The 14,131-nt window shown below is 59.6% G+C and carries 18 protein-coding genes; 14 read left to right on the top strand and 4 right to left on the bottom strand.

Annotated features, from left to right (window positions below; translation table 11 throughout):
* Positions 1 to 2 precede the first annotated feature (2 nt).
* Genes tatB through PKE98_RS22900 form a run of 3 tightly spaced genes read left to right on the top strand, consistent with a single transcriptional unit; the run spans position 3 to position 1,926 of the window.
* The gene (gene tatB / locus PKE98_RS22910; RefSeq protein WP_271197737.1) at positions 3 to 437 is read left to right on the top strand and encodes a Sec-independent protein translocase protein TatB; all 435 of its coding nucleotides are present in this window, start codon (positions 3 to 5) and stop codon (positions 435 to 437) included.
* The gene (gene tatC, locus PKE98_RS22905; protein ID WP_271197736.1) at positions 434 to 1,222 is read left to right on the top strand and encodes a twin-arginine translocase subunit TatC; all 789 of its coding nucleotides are present in this window, start codon (positions 434 to 436) and stop codon (positions 1,220 to 1,222) included. The genes tatB and tatC overlap by 4 nt, the downstream gene beginning before the upstream one ends.
* Positions 1,219 to 1,926: a 16S rRNA (uracil(1498)-N(3))-methyltransferase gene (locus PKE98_RS22900; RefSeq protein WP_271197735.1), complete on the top strand. Its 708-nt coding sequence runs from the start codon at positions 1,219 to 1,221 to the stop codon at positions 1,924 to 1,926. Before tatC ends, PKE98_RS22900 begins: the two co-directional genes overlap by 4 nt.
* Positions 1,927 to 2,027: 101 nt before the next feature.
* Here PKE98_RS22900 and PKE98_RS22895 read toward each other — a convergent pair whose 3' ends face one another.
* Positions 2,028 to 2,516: a winged helix-turn-helix transcriptional regulator gene (locus tag PKE98_RS22895; protein ID WP_271197734.1), complete on the bottom strand. Its 489-nt coding sequence runs from the start codon at positions 2,514 to 2,516 to the stop codon at positions 2,028 to 2,030.
* Between the two features lie 132 nt (positions 2,517 to 2,648).
* Here PKE98_RS22895 and PKE98_RS22890 point away from each other — a divergent pair, with 132 nt between their 5' ends.
* Entirely contained in the window at positions 2,649 to 3,377 is a 729-nt protein-coding gene (locus PKE98_RS22890) for an SDR family oxidoreductase (protein WP_271197733.1), read from the top strand.
* A gap of 214 nt (positions 3,378 to 3,591) precedes the next feature.
* Positions 3,592 to 4,179, top strand: coding sequence for a 2-hydroxychromene-2-carboxylate isomerase (locus PKE98_RS22885; protein WP_271197732.1), 588 nt, complete (start codon positions 3,592 to 3,594; stop codon positions 4,177 to 4,179).
* A 19-nt stretch (positions 4,180 to 4,198) separates the two neighbouring features.
* Here PKE98_RS22885 and PKE98_RS22880 read toward each other — a convergent pair whose 3' ends face one another.
* Positions 4,199 to 5,206: an AraC family transcriptional regulator gene (locus PKE98_RS22880; RefSeq protein WP_271197731.1), complete on the bottom strand. Its 1,008-nt coding sequence runs from the start codon at positions 5,204 to 5,206 to the stop codon at positions 4,199 to 4,201.
* A gap of 196 nt (positions 5,207 to 5,402) precedes the next feature.
* On the opposite strand from PKE98_RS22880, the gene PKE98_RS22875 reads away from it, so the two are divergent.
* From PKE98_RS22875 to PKE98_RS22855, 5 genes are read left to right on the top strand one after another with little or no spacing between them, the layout of a single operon-like run.
* Positions 5,403 to 6,254, top strand: coding sequence for a MaoC family dehydratase (locus PKE98_RS22875; protein ID WP_271197730.1), 852 nt, complete (start codon positions 5,403 to 5,405; stop codon positions 6,252 to 6,254).
* Positions 6,255 to 6,293: 39 nt separating this feature from the next.
* Positions 6,294 to 6,599, top strand: a complete 306-nt coding sequence (locus tag PKE98_RS22870) for a MazG-like family protein (RefSeq protein WP_271197729.1) — start codon at positions 6,294 to 6,296, stop codon at positions 6,597 to 6,599.
* The gene (locus tag PKE98_RS22865; protein WP_271197728.1) at positions 6,596 to 7,345 is read left to right on the top strand and encodes a methyltransferase; all 750 of its coding nucleotides are present in this window, start codon (positions 6,596 to 6,598) and stop codon (positions 7,343 to 7,345) included. The genes PKE98_RS22870 and PKE98_RS22865 overlap by 4 nt, the downstream gene beginning before the upstream one ends.
* A 50-nt stretch (positions 7,346 to 7,395) precedes the next feature.
* The gene (locus PKE98_RS22860; protein ID WP_271197727.1) at positions 7,396 to 8,001 is read left to right on the top strand and encodes a DUF4136 domain-containing protein; all 606 of its coding nucleotides are present in this window, start codon (positions 7,396 to 7,398) and stop codon (positions 7,999 to 8,001) included.
* Between the two features lie 56 nt (positions 8,002 to 8,057).
* Positions 8,058 to 8,618 (top strand): DUF4136 domain-containing protein, encoded by a 561-nt coding sequence (locus PKE98_RS22855; protein WP_271197725.1) that lies wholly within the window; start codon positions 8,058 to 8,060, stop codon positions 8,616 to 8,618.
* A 21-nt stretch (positions 8,619 to 8,639) separates the two neighbouring features.
* Here PKE98_RS22855 and PKE98_RS22850 read toward each other — a convergent pair whose 3' ends face one another.
* Positions 8,640 to 9,077, bottom strand: a complete 438-nt coding sequence (locus tag PKE98_RS22850; RefSeq protein ID WP_271197724.1) for a hypothetical protein — start codon at positions 9,075 to 9,077, stop codon at positions 8,640 to 8,642.
* Positions 9,078 to 9,307: 230 nt separating this feature from the next.
* Between PKE98_RS22850 and PKE98_RS22845 the strand changes: the two genes are divergently transcribed.
* The 4 genes from PKE98_RS22845 (at position 9,308) to PKE98_RS22830 (ending at position 13,810) form a co-directional block, all read left to right on the top strand.
* Complete coding sequence (locus tag PKE98_RS22845) at positions 9,308 to 9,973, top strand: hypothetical protein (RefSeq protein WP_271197723.1); 666 nt, start codon at positions 9,308 to 9,310, stop codon at positions 9,971 to 9,973.
* 87 nt (positions 9,974 to 10,060) lie between these two features.
* Complete coding sequence (locus tag PKE98_RS22840; RefSeq protein WP_271197722.1) at positions 10,061 to 10,540, top strand: GNAT family N-acetyltransferase; 480 nt, start codon at positions 10,061 to 10,063, stop codon at positions 10,538 to 10,540.
* Positions 10,541 to 10,636: 96 nt separating this feature from the next.
* The gene (locus PKE98_RS22835) at positions 10,637 to 11,764 is read left to right on the top strand and encodes a diguanylate cyclase domain-containing protein (protein ID WP_271197721.1); all 1,128 of its coding nucleotides are present in this window, start codon (positions 10,637 to 10,639) and stop codon (positions 11,762 to 11,764) included.
* A gap of 339 nt (positions 11,765 to 12,103) precedes the next feature.
* Complete coding sequence (locus PKE98_RS22830; protein ID WP_271197720.1) at positions 12,104 to 13,810, top strand: trypsin-like serine protease; 1,707 nt, start codon at positions 12,104 to 12,106, stop codon at positions 13,808 to 13,810.
* Between the two features lie 14 nt (positions 13,811 to 13,824).
* Here the strand turns inward: PKE98_RS22830 and PKE98_RS22825 are convergent.
* The coding region (locus PKE98_RS22825; protein ID WP_271197719.1) for a D-aminoacyl-tRNA deacylase at positions 13,825 to 14,131 on the bottom strand (307 nt) is incomplete at its 5' end.

The following is a 14,131-nucleotide window of genomic DNA, read 5'->3' as shown; positions in this document are numbered from 1 at the left end:
TCATGTTTGGCATCAGCTTCGGCGAATTGCTGCTGGTGGGCCTGGTGGCCCTGTTGGTGCTCGGCCCTGAGCGTCTGCCCGGTGCCGCACGCACCGCAGGCCTGTGGATCGGCCGCCTGAAACGCAGCTTCAATGCGATCAAACAGGAAGTGGAACGCGAAATCGGCGCCGATGAAATTCGTCGGCAGCTGCACAACGAGCACATTCTGGCCCTGGAACAAGAAGCCAGAAATGCTATCGCCCCACCACAGGTGCCAGCCGCGCCGCCGTTGGCGCAAGCCGACGTGAACGCGACTCCCGCGCCAGCCACCGCCGTTGCACCCGCCACCACACAGCCCGCTGCCCCGGCAGAAACGGCCCCTGTGGCCGAACCCGTCAACGAGCTGCAAGGCCAATTGGAACTGCCCGTCCCTCCTCAACCGCCGCGAGCCCCATGAGCGCAGATACCCCGGAAAACGACCAGCAAATGCCGCTGGTTTCGCACCTCACCGAGTTGCGCACGCGCTTGTTACGCTGCGTGGCCGCGACCTTTCTGATCTTCGCCGGGCTGTTTTACTTCGCACGGGATATCTACACCCTGGCCTCCGAGCCGCTGCGCCGCTTTCTGCCCGAAGGCGCGACGATGATTGCCATCGACCCGGCGTCGGCATTCCTTGCGCCGTTAAAACTGACCTTGGTGGTTGCCCTGTTCGCCAGCATGCCGGTGATTCTCCACCAGGCCTGGGGCTTTATTGCGCCGGGGCTGTACAAGCACGAAAAGCGCATCGCCGTGCCCTTGCTGACGTCCAGCGTAGTGCTGTTCTACGGCGGCATGGCATTCGCCTACTTCCTCGTGCTGCCGCTGATCTACCACTTTCTGCTGGGCTCGGCGCCGGTTGGCGTAACGCCAATGACCGATATCAACACCTACCTCGACTCGGTGCTGACCTTGCTCTTTGCCTTTGGCGTGGCTTTCGAGATTCCGGTGGCTGTGGTTCTGCTGGTGATCATCGGCATCGTCGACGTCGCCTACCTGCGCAAGATTCGCCCATACGTGATCATCGGCTGTTTCGTGGTCGGTATGATCCTCACCCCACCGGACCCGCTGTCGCAAACGCTGCTGGCAGTGCCGATGTGGCTGCTGTACGAGATCGGCGTGTTCTTCGGCGCCATGGTGCGCAAAAAGCGCCAGGATGAAGACAGCGCCGACCAGGACGCCCAACCGCCAGCCACCCAGCCGTGAACCTGCTGCTTCTGGAAGACGCCGACTTTGTCGGCGCCGACCGCGTGGTTCTGCGCGACCGCCGCCTTACCCACTTGCAGCAAGTGCATCGCGCCGAATCCGGCGATAGCCTGCGCGTCGGGCGTATTGGCGGGCAGATGGGCAAAGCGCAGATTCTGCGCCTGGAAGCCAGCGAGGCCGAGCTGCACATCACCCTCGACCAGCCGCCACCGGCCAAGCTGCCACTGACCCTGTTGCTCGCTCTGCCGCGCCCAAAAATGCTCCGCCGCGTACTGCAAACCGTCGCCAGCATGGGCGTGCCGCGGCTGATTCTGCTCAACAGCTACCGGGTTGAAAAAAGCTTCTGGCAGACGCCGTTCCTGGAACCTGCGGCTATTCGTGGGCAACTGATTCTCGGCCTGGAGCAATCGCGCGACACGGTGCTGCCCGAGGTGCGCATCGAAAAGCGCTTCAAGCCCTTCGTGGAAGATCAGCTGGCTCAGATTTGTGCCGGAACGCAGGGATTGGTGGGGCACCCTGGCCAATATCCGAGCTGTCCACGTGCCGTCGAAGGCCCGGTGACGCTGGCCATCGGCCCGGAAGGTGGCTGGATTCCGTATGAGGTGGAAAAGCTCGCCGAGGCGGGCTTGCAGCCAGTGCAGTTGGGTGAGCGGATTCTGCGGGTTGAAACGGCGGTGACTGCGCTGCTCGCAAGACTGTTCTAACTCTGCCGTAGGAGCGAACTTGATCGCGAAAGCGGTCTTAGATCAGCGCGCGATCCACAATCAGCAGCTTCGCCAGCAAGCTGGCTCCTACAAAAATCGGATCAGCGCTTGGCTTGCCAATGCGCAGGCAATAACTGCCCTTCCAGCTCCGGCGCCTCTCGCAAGCTCATATCCCGCGCCCGCAGCGGCTCGCCGCAATCGGAACACACCATTACACCGTGCACTTCATGGCCGCAGGCTTTATGCACATGACGAATCGGCTGGCCGATGTCATCGCTCATATGCCGGTCACCCCAGTTCACCAGCGCCAGTATGGCCGGGTACAGGTCGTGGCCTTTCTCGGTCAACCTATACTCCTCGCGCACGGGCCGCTGCTGGTAGGCGCTTTTCATCAGTACGCCGTGCTCGGTCAGGCGCTTTAAGCGCTCGGCCAGCACATGACGGGTGATGCCCATACGTTTTTCGAAGTCATCGAACCGGCGCACGCCCATAAAACATTCGCGCAGCACCAGCAGGGTCCATCGGTCCCCGACCACCGACAAGGTGCGCGATAACGAGCAGGGCTGGTCGCCCAGGTCTTCCCAACGCATAAGAATTCTCTACGTAGTTCTGTTGTCGCCAATTCTGCTGGCCACTCTAGCTTGACAGGTTCTAAAAAGGAACTGACTATCCATATCAGTTCCAAAAAGGAACTTACTCACGCAACCGACGAGAGAACAACAATGAGCGAACGCAAAGCAGTGTTAGTGGTGGGAGCCGGCGATGCCACCGGCGGTGCGATAGCCAAACGTTTTGCCCGTGAGGGCTACGTGGCCTGCGTGGCCCGCCGTAACGCCGAGAAGCTGGAACCGCTGGTGGCGGAGATCACCGCAGCTGGCGGTGAAGCTCGCGCATTTGGCTGCGATGCGCGCGTTGAGGAACAAGTGCTGGAGATGTTCGCCACCATCGAGCGCGAGATCGGCCCACTGGAAGTGGTGGTGTTCAATATCGGCGCCAACGTGCAGTTTTCCATTACCGAAACCACTGAGCGGGTGTACCGCAAGGTGTGGGAAATGGCGGCGCTGGCTGGTTTCCTGACTGGCCGTGAAGCAGCGCGAGTGATGCTGCCACGCGCTCGCGGCACCATCATCTTTACCGGCGCCACCGCCTCGCTTCGCGGCGGCAAAAGCTTCTGCGCCTTCGCCAGCGCCAAGTTCGCCCTGCGTGCCACCGCCCAGAGCATGGCCCGTGAGCTGGGGCCCAAAGGTATTCATGTGGCCCACCCGATCATCGATGGGGCCATTGATACCGCGTTTATCCGTGACAACTTCCCGGAGCGTTACGCCTTGAAAGACGAAGGCGGGATTTTGAATCCGGACCACATTGCCGACAGCTACTGGCAGATTCATATGCAGCCCAAAGACGCTTGGACTCACGAACTGGATCTGCGCCCTTGGCTAGAAACGTTCTAAAGCGGCTGCTACCGGTATGCGCGCTCCTACCCCCGCTACGTCGTCCTCGCGAAGGCGGGGACCCAGGCTCGGGCGGATAACACCGCTTCGTGGCAGATTCTGGATTCCCGCCTGCGCGGGAATGACGGCAGTTCTGGCGGGGCTCGTGTTAAAAAATATATCGAATAACCCGCCCGACAAACCGTGCGTAAAACAATAAAGACAGGGAAACCCCATGAGCAAAACCTTGGAATTCTTCTTCGACGTCGGCAGCCCGACCACCTACCTGGCGTGGACGCAGCTGCCGAAAATCGCCGCCGATGCCGGCGTGGATATCACCTGGAAACCCATGCTGCTGGGCGGCGTGTTCAAAGCAACGGGCAATCAGTCACCCATCGCCATCCCGGCCAAAGGCAAGTACACCCTCGCCGATATGCAGCGCTTCGCCACCCGCTACGGCGTGCCGATGGCGTTTAACCCGTTCTTCCCGATCAACACCCTGATTCTGATGCGCGGCGCGGCCGGCTACCTGGGCACGGCCAATTTTCACACGTACTTGCAGGCAGTGTTTACCGCGTTGTGGGTGGAGCAGAAGAACATGGGCGACCCAGCGGTGGTCGCGCAGGTGTTGAGCGCGGCTGGCCTGGACCCGCAGGAATTTGAACGCCTGGTGAATGATGAAGAAGTGAAGCAGCGTCTGAAAGACATCACCGAAGACGCCATCAAACGCGGCGCTTTCGGTGCGCCGATCTTCTTTGTCGACGGCGAAATGCACTTTGGCCAGGACCGCCTCGACTTCGTGGCCGAGGCGTTGCAGCGCTAAGGGTTTGGGCGAGTGGCGCTTACTGCTCGCCCGACGGTTTACCCCGTTTGCGAAACTCCACCGGCGTCTCCCCCACCCAGCGCTTGAAAGCGCGGTAGAAGGTGCTGGGTTCGGAGAAACCGGTGCGTTCGACGATTACTTCAATGCGCTCATCGGTCTTGAGCAGCAGTTCCTTGGCCAATCGGCAGCGGTAGTCGGTGACCAGATCGTTAAAGCGCACGCCCGCCATTGCCAAGCGTTCACGCAGTCGACGTGGCGGCATATTCAAGCGGCCAGCGACCTGTTCCAGGGTGGCGCCGCTGTCGACCAGCAGCTCGCCAATCAACTCGCGCACCTGGCGCACCAAGTCCAGCCGTTCCACTTCAGCGAGCTGCCGACGGGCCAGCGACTCGTGCATGCGCAGCAACTCCGGCGCCGCATGACGTGATGCACGCGCCAGCACATCCGCATCAAATTGCAGCGCATAGCGCTCGGCACCCAGCTCGGCCGGGCAGCCGTATACCTTGACGTAACGGGCAGGGGCAGCGCCTTCGTTGTGCATCAATTGCACTAGGCGAGGTTTGAAGTGGCCTTCGGTCAGGGCGTCGAACAGGCGAATTACCGCACCGGCGAGCATCTCGGGGAAATGCCGAGGCACGCCGGCGGACATGCCGAGCAACAGGGTGGCGACGTCACCGCCAACTTCAAGGCGAGCATTGAGGGTATCGGAGAGCAGGCGCACATAGCGCAAGGCGTGGCGCAGGCCTTCGCCGAAGGTCTCGCTGGAGAGAAACAGGTATTCCAGCAACAGGCCGTGGAATGCCGGCAGGTGTTGGGCCAGGTAAAGGCCGACATCCTGCTCGCCGCATTCCTCGCTGGCAGCTTTCCAGAACAACGCCTGTGCCGAATGGGGGAAGCGCCCGGCAGGCAAGCCACCAGGCGGCAAACCGACCCGCGCCAGCACCCGATCAGGGTCGGTCCCGCTGGCTCGCAGGGCGTCGATCACCGGGCGCATCAGCGCCACATCGTCGGTCAGATCACGCGTCATTTTTAGGATTCTTATAGGTTCGTGAGGCGCGGCCATCTTAGGCAGTTTTGCCTTGCAGGCTCAAGGCCGCGCTTTGCCCTGCCAGCAGCAATTGGCTGGCCCGCCGACAGAGCGGGCCGCGCGGCCAATGCCGCAACGCGCTGGCAGTCTAAGCTGCTGGCAATCGCGTTTTTTATAAAAAATTAAGGAGCTGCCTATGACCACTACCTGGCTCGACCTGCCCGCCGTCCCTGCCCTGCCCGGCCTGTTTGCCCGTGCGGCGCTGCGACGGGGCGTGCGTGGGCAGACCTTGCCCGACCTCGGTTTGCGCTGCGCCATCAGCGTGGATGGCAAGAAACTCGAACGCTACCGACAGCTATGCGGCTTCAGCGACGACGGCCATTTGCCGCCAACCTATCCCCATATCCTCGCCTTCCCCTTGCAGATGCAGTTGCTCACCGATGCCAGCTTTCCCTTTCCGCTGCTGGGCCTTGTGCATCTGGAAAATCGTATTCGCGGCGTGCGGCCGTTGGGCGGCATGGGGCCGTTTATTGTCAGCGTGCATGTGGAAAACCTTCAGCCCCACGAAAAGGGCGCGGTGTTCAGCTTGATCACCCGCCTGGAAGACCAGCTCGGCCTGCTCTGGGAAGGCGATAGTCGGATTCTGTGCCGGGCCGTGAAACTCGGCGGCCAGCCAGCCGAACGAAGTGAAGAAATCACCCTGCCGCTGGAAGATATTGCGCACTGGCAGGCGCCGGCAGACATAGGCCGCCGTTACGCCGCCGTGGCCGGCGACTACAACCCCATTCACTTGTCAGCCGTCAGCGCCAAGCTGTTCGGTTTTCCCCGCGCCATCGCCCATGGCCTGTGGAACAAGGCGCGCACGCTGGCGGCGCTCGGCGAGCGTGTGCCCGCCGCCGGTTATGTGGTGGACGTGCGCTTTCAAAAACCTGTGCTGCTGCCCAGCGCCGTAACGTTGCAAGCGAGCAACCCGGCCAGCAGCGGCCAATTCAAACTGGTCGGCAATAACGATGTGCCGCATATGTCCGGCAGCTGGCGAGTGATCTAGCTGCGTGAAACAATGCGGCTCTTCACTCAGGACAGCCGCATGAACCTCGAAGAACTCACCGCCCGCCTGCATGCCATTCGTGACAACAACGACTGGCGTGGTTTCCACAGCCCGAAAAACCTGGCCATGGCCGCCAGCGTGGAAATGGCCGAACTGGTGGAAATTTTCCAGTGGCTCAGCGAAGACCAGTCGCGCCAACTGCCCGCTGCCGATCTGGCCCATGCCGGCCAGGAAGTGGGCGATATCGTGCTCTATCTGTTGCTGCTGTGCAGCGAGCTGGGGCTGGATATGAACGAGGTGGTGCGCGCCAAGCTGGCCGACAGCGAGCGGCGGTTCGCCAAATGAGTGACCGCCACTTCGACGAACTGGCCACGCGTTTTGCCGAAAAAATCTATGGTGGCGCCAAGGGTGCCATTCGCCTCGCCGTGCTCCAGGCCGACCTTGCCCAAGCGCTGCCCGAGCGGCCGCTGCGCATTCTGGATATCGGTGCCGGTCTTGGCCATATGTCGCTGTGGCTGGCCGAACGCGGCCATCAACTCACCGTAACCGAACCAGCCGAGCCTATGCTGCAAGGTGCCCGCGAGCGCTTCGCGGCAGCCGGGCAAACCGCCACGTTTATCCAGGCGCCCTGGCAGGATTTGCTCGGCCAATTGACCGAGCGTTACGACGTGGTGGTGTGTCATGCCGTGCTGGAATGGCTGGCCGAGCCCCATGCCATTTTGCCCGTGCTGCACCAGCTCACTGCACCGGGCGGCTGGTTGTCGCTGGCGTTCTACAACAAAGACGCGCTGATTTACCGCAACCTGCTCAAAGGTCATTTCCGTAAGCTGCGCAAACAGGAGTTTGCCGGCGAGAAGCAAAGCCTGACCCCGCAAATGCCCTTGGACCCGCGAGAGCTGGCGACGCAACTCGCTGCGCTTTGGCGAGTCGAAAGCCAGAGCGGCGTGCGGGTTTTTCACGACTATATGCCGCGCGACTTTCAGCTGAAGGCCGAGCTGATCGACCTGCTGGAGATGGAATTGGCCCACCGCCGCCATCCGAGCTTTATGGGCCTTGGGCGTTACCTGCATTGGATTTGCCGCCCGCGCTAGGTACCCGAGGTGTAGCTGGCGGCCCTGCTGTTCAGGATAAGGAGTGCATGATGAACTGCCGTTTGCCACTGCTGATCTGCGCGCTGGGCCTGGCTGCCTGCCAGAGCCAGAACCCCTACACGCCCAGCTCCAATCCGCTACCGCCGGCGCCGCCGACGGCAGCACAGACGCTCGACCTCAGCGCCTACCCAGCCGCCCCGCGCGACTACGGCCGCTACCAGACCTGGGCCTGGCAAGCCGGTCGCCTGCCCGGTGGCACGGCGGGCGCGACGCCCGAGCAAATGGCCGATATCCTCAGTAACAGCCTCGACCAGCGCGGCCTGCGCCCGGCGCGCCAGGGCGCTGTCGCCGATGTGCAGGTGCGCGCCGATGTCCGGGTGGAACGCCGCCTGCGCCAGGTTCAGGATGACGTCGGCACCTACTACGGCCGCGGCCCTTATGGCAACAATTACGGGGGCGTGTACGGCAGCGTGCCGCTGGTACGTACCTATGAAGAAGAGGTGCAGGTGGTGCGCGTCGAACTGCTCGATAGCCGCAACCAGCAAAGCATCTGGAATGGCAGTGCCGAAGCCAGTAACCGTGGAAGCCAGAGCGAGCGCGTAGAGGCATTGCGCTCGGCAGTGAACAAAGCCCTTAGCGCCTACCCACCGCGCTAGCGGGTCTCAACCACGTCTAGACTCAAGCGCGTCCGCGCTAAGAAGGAAGTATCACCATGACTGCCCGTCTTCTATTAGTGCCTACTCTGCTGTTGCTGGCTGCCTGCCAGAGCACCCAGCTCAACCAGGATTTCGACAAAAACCGCGATTTTGCCGCGTACCGTAGCTTCACCTGGAAAGAGCCGGCGTTGCAGTACAGCCCCGATGACCCACGCATCAAGAGCGACCTGACCGAACAACGGGTGCGCGATGCAGTGAGCGAACAACTCGACCAGCGCGGCCTGCGCCTGGCGCCGGCCGGCGCCAAAGGCGATGTAAGTGTGCAGGCCTGGCTGATTGTGGAGAACAAGACCGACCAAGTCAGCACCAGCTATGGCGGCGCCTGGGGCGGTTACTGGAATGGCTACTGGGGCGGGCCGGCGTACACCGAAACCCGCAACGTCGATTACAAAGTCGGCACCGTGCAGGTCGATCTATTCGACGGCAAAGACGGCAAGCTGGTCTGGCGCGGCAGCGCCGAGCAGATTGTGCGCAACAACCAGACCAGCCCGGTGGAACGCGAGGCGGCGATTCGCCAGACCGTGGCCAAGATCTTGAGCCAATACCCGCCGCATTGATTCCAGGCGGGGCATAGCACGTCACTCGCCGGTGCGTTCGCGCTCCATCGCCTCGCCACTGGCCCGACGCTGCTCTTCCAATGTCCCGGAAGAAGTCCCGGAAGATCCGCTGGTGGAGCCACCGGTGCCACTCTGGTTATTCAACTGCTGCGAGCTACTGCCGTCACCTGTGCCGGTATCGGCGCCGTTGTTCACGCTGCCGCTGCTGCCGGTGCTGTTGTTGTAGCCATTGCTGTTGAAGCCATTGGTGTTGGAATTGTTGTTGGTCGAATTGCTGTTGGTGGAATTGGTGTTGCTGCCGCCAGACGGTGCCGTCTGCGTGGAGGAACCCGAAGGACTGGCGCCCTGCACCGCTCGACCCGACGCACCGGCTTCCAGAGCATAAGTCTGCGCGCTGGCGCTCATGGCCAGCAGCAAGGCCGCGCCCAACAGGGCCGGCTTGTGGATAAGTGGGTTCATCTGTCACTCCCTGAGCCGCTGGCTCGTTAGCTGGATGTACAGGTTTGAGCCACTAGGCGAGTCGGGAGTGCAAGGTGTTGGACGAATGGTCGCCGCTACTTGGCAAAGTGCTATCAGCCAAGTAACGTTCCTACCCCGGCAAGGAAGCCGAAAGAAAAACTGCTGTGCTTCCCGCCGCTTTGCCGGACGAATCGCTAATTACGCAGTTGACTGCACAAGGACTTGCCCCGATGAACTACCGCTTTTTGCGCACCCTCTTTGCTCTGCTCGCCGCCGCAGTACTCACAGGCTGCGTCACGCACATCCCCTTCGACGAACAACTGCCCAAGCCGCAATACAGCAAAAATGGCGACGTACTGATCAGCGTGGTCGACAACCGTGCTCGCGTTAAAGCGGGCAAGCCGCGCAACTTCATCGGTGTGGTGCATGGCAGCTTCGGCATTCCCTTCGACTGGAGCGTGCCGCAGGCACTGGACGTCGAAGACGGTGACAAAAACCGCGACCTCTCGGCCTTCCTGCAACACCGCCTGACCAATGGCCTGCAAAAACAAGGCTGGGCGGCTCAACCACTGAACCTCACCAGCGTGCCCAGCGAAGAAGAAGCCAAAGCGCTGCTGCTGCAAAACAATGCCGACAGCTTGATCGTGCTGGACATTAAAGAGTGGTACTTCAGCATCAACCTCAACTGGGTATCGGACTTCAACTTCGATACCGACACCGATGTGTCGGTGTTCCGCAGCGAGCGAGGGCGGGTGGCAGAGCATCAAGTAAAAGAGCGCGACGTCATCACGGTCACCTCCAGTTCTTCGCCGCAGAACAACATCCTGGGCGCCTACCGCGAGCAGTTGAAACAGCTTATTGAAGATCCTGTCGTGCAGACCGCACTCAAGGACTGACCCACGTGCCAGGCGGACACCTTAGGGTTGTTCGCCCCGCCCCTCGGATTAAGCTGGCCCCTCCGAGCCAGCTACTGCGAGCCTCCAATGCCGATACTGCGCCATCGCCCCGCCACGGCCGACGACCTGCCCACCGTCGTCGCCATTCCCCAGCACGCGGACGAGCTGTTCTTCTGTTATCCCAAAGGCTCCTGGCCGTTCACCGTGGCGCAATTGAGCGAAGCGGTGGACCAGCGTGAGGCGAGCACAGTGGTTGAGTTGGACGGAAAAATCGCTGCCTTCGCCAATTTTTATACCTGCGTGCCGGGTGAGTACTGCGCACTGGGCAATGTGATGGTGGCCGCATGGGCGCGCGGTCAAGGCGTGGCGCATTACCTGATTGAGCAAATGGAGCACATAGCCCGTGAGCGTTTCTCCGCGCGGGAAATGCAGCTCAGCTGCTTTAACGCCAACACCGCCGGGCTGCTGCTCTACCCCGCTATGGGCTATCAGGTAGTTGGCGTGCAAGAGCGTCGCAACCACCTGGGCCAACGGGTGGCGCTGCTGCAATTTCGTAAACCGTTGTGACGCCGACGGGCGAGTGGTCAGAATGATAGCCTTTTGATATTTTTTTCACGGCCAAAGCACTATGCTCGCAGGACGTTGCTCCTGTGATCACAAATAATGACTGACGCCGAATTACCGCGTTCGCCGCAAACCTTTGCTCTCTGGCGTGAAGTACAGGACACCCGTGTACGCACTCGCTTAGGCGGCATTTACTACTTGCTGGCCTGGCTGCTCACCTGGATTTTCAGTGCTACCCCTTCTGCCCTCTGGCTAAGCGGCATCACCGGCAGCGTGCTGTTCGCCCTGCTTATGGCTGCCCGCCTGTTGCACACACCGCCAAAAGCCCAGAATGAGCACGAGCTGCGAGGCTGGCTCGACCGTCATTGGGGCCTGGTGTTGCTGACCTCCCTCTGCTGGGGCCAAGCCCACGCCTGGGCCTTGTACAGCGACGCGCTGAAAGACTCGGCGATTATCGCCACCCTCAGCACCATCGCCTTCAGCACGGCCATGACCTTCAACTTCGCCATGCGCAAGAAGCGCGCGTTTGTAGCCATTCTGCTGCTGTATGTGCCTGGGCTAGTGGTGATGGCGCTGGACTGGCGCAATGGCCACTACGTGCTGATCACCCTGCTTTTCTACTTGAGCTACCTGTTGCTGGCGCTCAATCGCAGCCATCGCGAATACCTCGGCACCCTGGACCTGGAGCTGCGCCTGCTGCAACAGCAGGCCACCCTGGACCAGCTCAGCCGCACTGACACCCTCACCCAACTGGGCAATCGCTACCAATTCAACAGCCTGTTCCAGAACATGGTGGCTGCCGCCAAGCGCTCGGGCGAACCGTTGGCCTTGGTGTTGCTGGATATCGATTTTTTCAAGAAGGTTAACGACCAGCGCGGCCACGCCGGCGGCGATGCGTGCCTGAGCGAATTTGCCCAGCGCATGCGCCAGGTCTTTCGCCGCGACAGCGATGCCTTGCTGCGCCTGGGAGGTGAGGAGTTCGGTGTGCTGATGCCCAACACTTCTCTGGAGCAGGCGCAGTCAATGGCCGAACAGTTCCGCCGCGAGCTGGCCCAGAACGGAATCGACCTGCAAGGCGAACACCTGCCTCTGACTACCAGCCTGGGAGTAGGCCGCTTCGATGCGTTGCTGGATGTGGACGCCGAACACTTTTTCAAGCGCGTCGACAACGCGCTCTATCAGGCCAAACGCAATGGCCGTGATCGACTTGAACTCGCGGCGGGTTAATACGCCTGCACCATATACCGCCGGAAAAAGGCCCGAAGGCAGTTAATCACTTACAAGACGAAGCGCGAGTATCGCACCAACCTTCCAAGCCAAAACCACTAATAAAATTTTGAAATTTAACGCACATAAAACCTCATATAAAAATTTAGCCAGCGACAACTACGTTATTTCTGTAGCCTTTTTCCCAGCAACTACTTGGCGGATTGATTAACTCCTCCAACGGGTAGACGCTTTCCTCTACCGGCTAATTAGCAAACTCCAAACGCTGAACTTTTCGCAGCTTCAGAAGTTCGCCCATTGCCGGCACGCTAATATTCTAGCCACCTAGAGGATCGCCGCATGAATACTGCAAATAGCTCTATCAGCCATTCCTCAACTCCTTCAAGGAATACCAACAAAAAACCTGAGAACGGCATCAATCAAAAATTCAACAGTCAGCTACGAAAGCTATCAAGTACCCTGTGCACTGTTACCGCCACTACCCTAGCTGCAGGAAGTTTGTTGGCATCCAGCCCTACACTGGCCATAGTTGGCGGTGAGCGTGCAAACCAACCTTGGGTGGTACAAACTTTCGGTCTCACTTCTGACATGATGGACTATACATACTGTTCCGGAGTGGCAATTAACGAACTGATGGTTGTCACGGCCAAGCACTGCAATGTCAGTCTAGTAGTATTTCATAGCGCCAAAGACTCGACACAGTTCCAGCAATCAATGGTCGCCAGTACTCATCCCGTCGAAGGAACAGACCTACAGGTAGTTGTTCTTCAAACTGCGCACCGTCTCGCCTCATATCCACAGCTAGCGCCAGACTATCTTGCCAAGAACAATCCCCTCCCTCCAGGCACCCTAGGTACGCTGTATGCTTATGGAGGCGACGGGTCTGCGTTTATGGACGAGCAAAAAAGCCTGGACGTAAAAGTTTTTACACATCACAAAAATAAACTATTGAACGAAGCGCTTGTGGTGCAGGGGCTTAATGGACAAACCGAAGGTGGAGATTCTGGAGGGCCGCTAATTATCAATGACATGCTGGTAGGCATTCTTTCCGCAGACTTCACGCACCGTGGCGTTTTGTTTAGTGAGTTCCAAGGGCTTGCGCCGGCACTTTCCACCATCCGCCAACTTGAGCACGCCCGCGAAATGCGTTCTGCCTCGGAAAACCCTGTTGCGTTGCTGCCAATCAGCAATGTCAAGGTTGAAAACAGCGCTGTCTCGGTAACGATTAGCTCCGAACTCATTAATTCAGGCAAGCAAATTGTAGTCTGGGTTAATGGCCGATATTTGGGGGAGGTTAATAAAAATGGCGCTTACTACGCGACCAGAGAAAATATCAACGGCGGTGCCATCTATCGAATGGGCGGCTTCCGGGTTAACGACACGGATATCGTACAAATTGGTATCGTTACCGGAGCAAACAATCCCCAAGCGGCAAAATTGCTGTATGAAAAGGTTCCTGGCGGCGTCGAAGATGTCAGCATTAACGGTGGCCAACTCTCGGTTAAAATGAGTACCCAACTGATCAACTCCGGGCACAAGATCGGCATCTGGGTCAACGGTGCTTATCACGGCCAAGTCCAAAACAACAGTGCGTACTCCCTATCTAGACAAGATGTTACTGGCGGAACAATTTTCAAAACAGGTGGCGTCCAGTACGGTGATCTCGTACAGATTGGCGTATTCACTAACATCAACTCACCAGCTGCTTCGGTGTTGCTCTATAGCGGCCGACTTTCCGGCATTCAGGATGTCGTTCGCAACGGCAAACGTTTTGACGTCCACATCAGCCCGGACATGTTCAATGCGCCCATTCGCTTAGTTACCTGGGTAAACGGGGTCTACTCATCCGAATTCTATAACGGTGTGAATTACTACGGTGCTCGCCAACCGTACTCTGTTGGCGGCCTTGTTCGTATCCCGTCGGCTTTCGTGACGGGTACACCTACCGTTCAGGTCGGCATAGTACCTGGCAAAACTGGGGACAGTTACGGCACCCCAAGGACGTCCAAACTACTTTATAGCGGCAACCCCGCCGTCGACGACTGAGCGACACAAGATACTTAAACGACGAGAAGGAAAGTCACTGGCCCGTCGTTGACTAGCGACACCTGCATATCCGCGCCAAAACACCCGGTGGCCACCACCGGGTGTTTTATTTTGGCCTGATTCACCAGGTAATCGAATAATTCGGCCCCCAGCGCTGGCGGCGCAGCGGTAGAAAAGCTCGGGCGCAGGCCGCTTTTGGTATCGGCGGCCAAAGTGAATTGCGACGTAAGCGCTCCATAAACCCCACCTTCAAATGACCCAAGTACGACCTGATGCTGTGCTCCCGATTTTCTTTCTGGAGCCAGCCCATGATGCGCCCCG

The sequence above is a fragment of the Pseudomonas turukhanskensis genome (genome assembly GCF_027922365.1).
Taxonomy (GTDB): Bacteria; Pseudomonadota; Gammaproteobacteria; order Pseudomonadales; family Pseudomonadaceae; genus Aquipseudomonas; species Aquipseudomonas turukhanskensis.
This window is presented reverse-complemented; position numbering and strand designations above follow the sequence as displayed.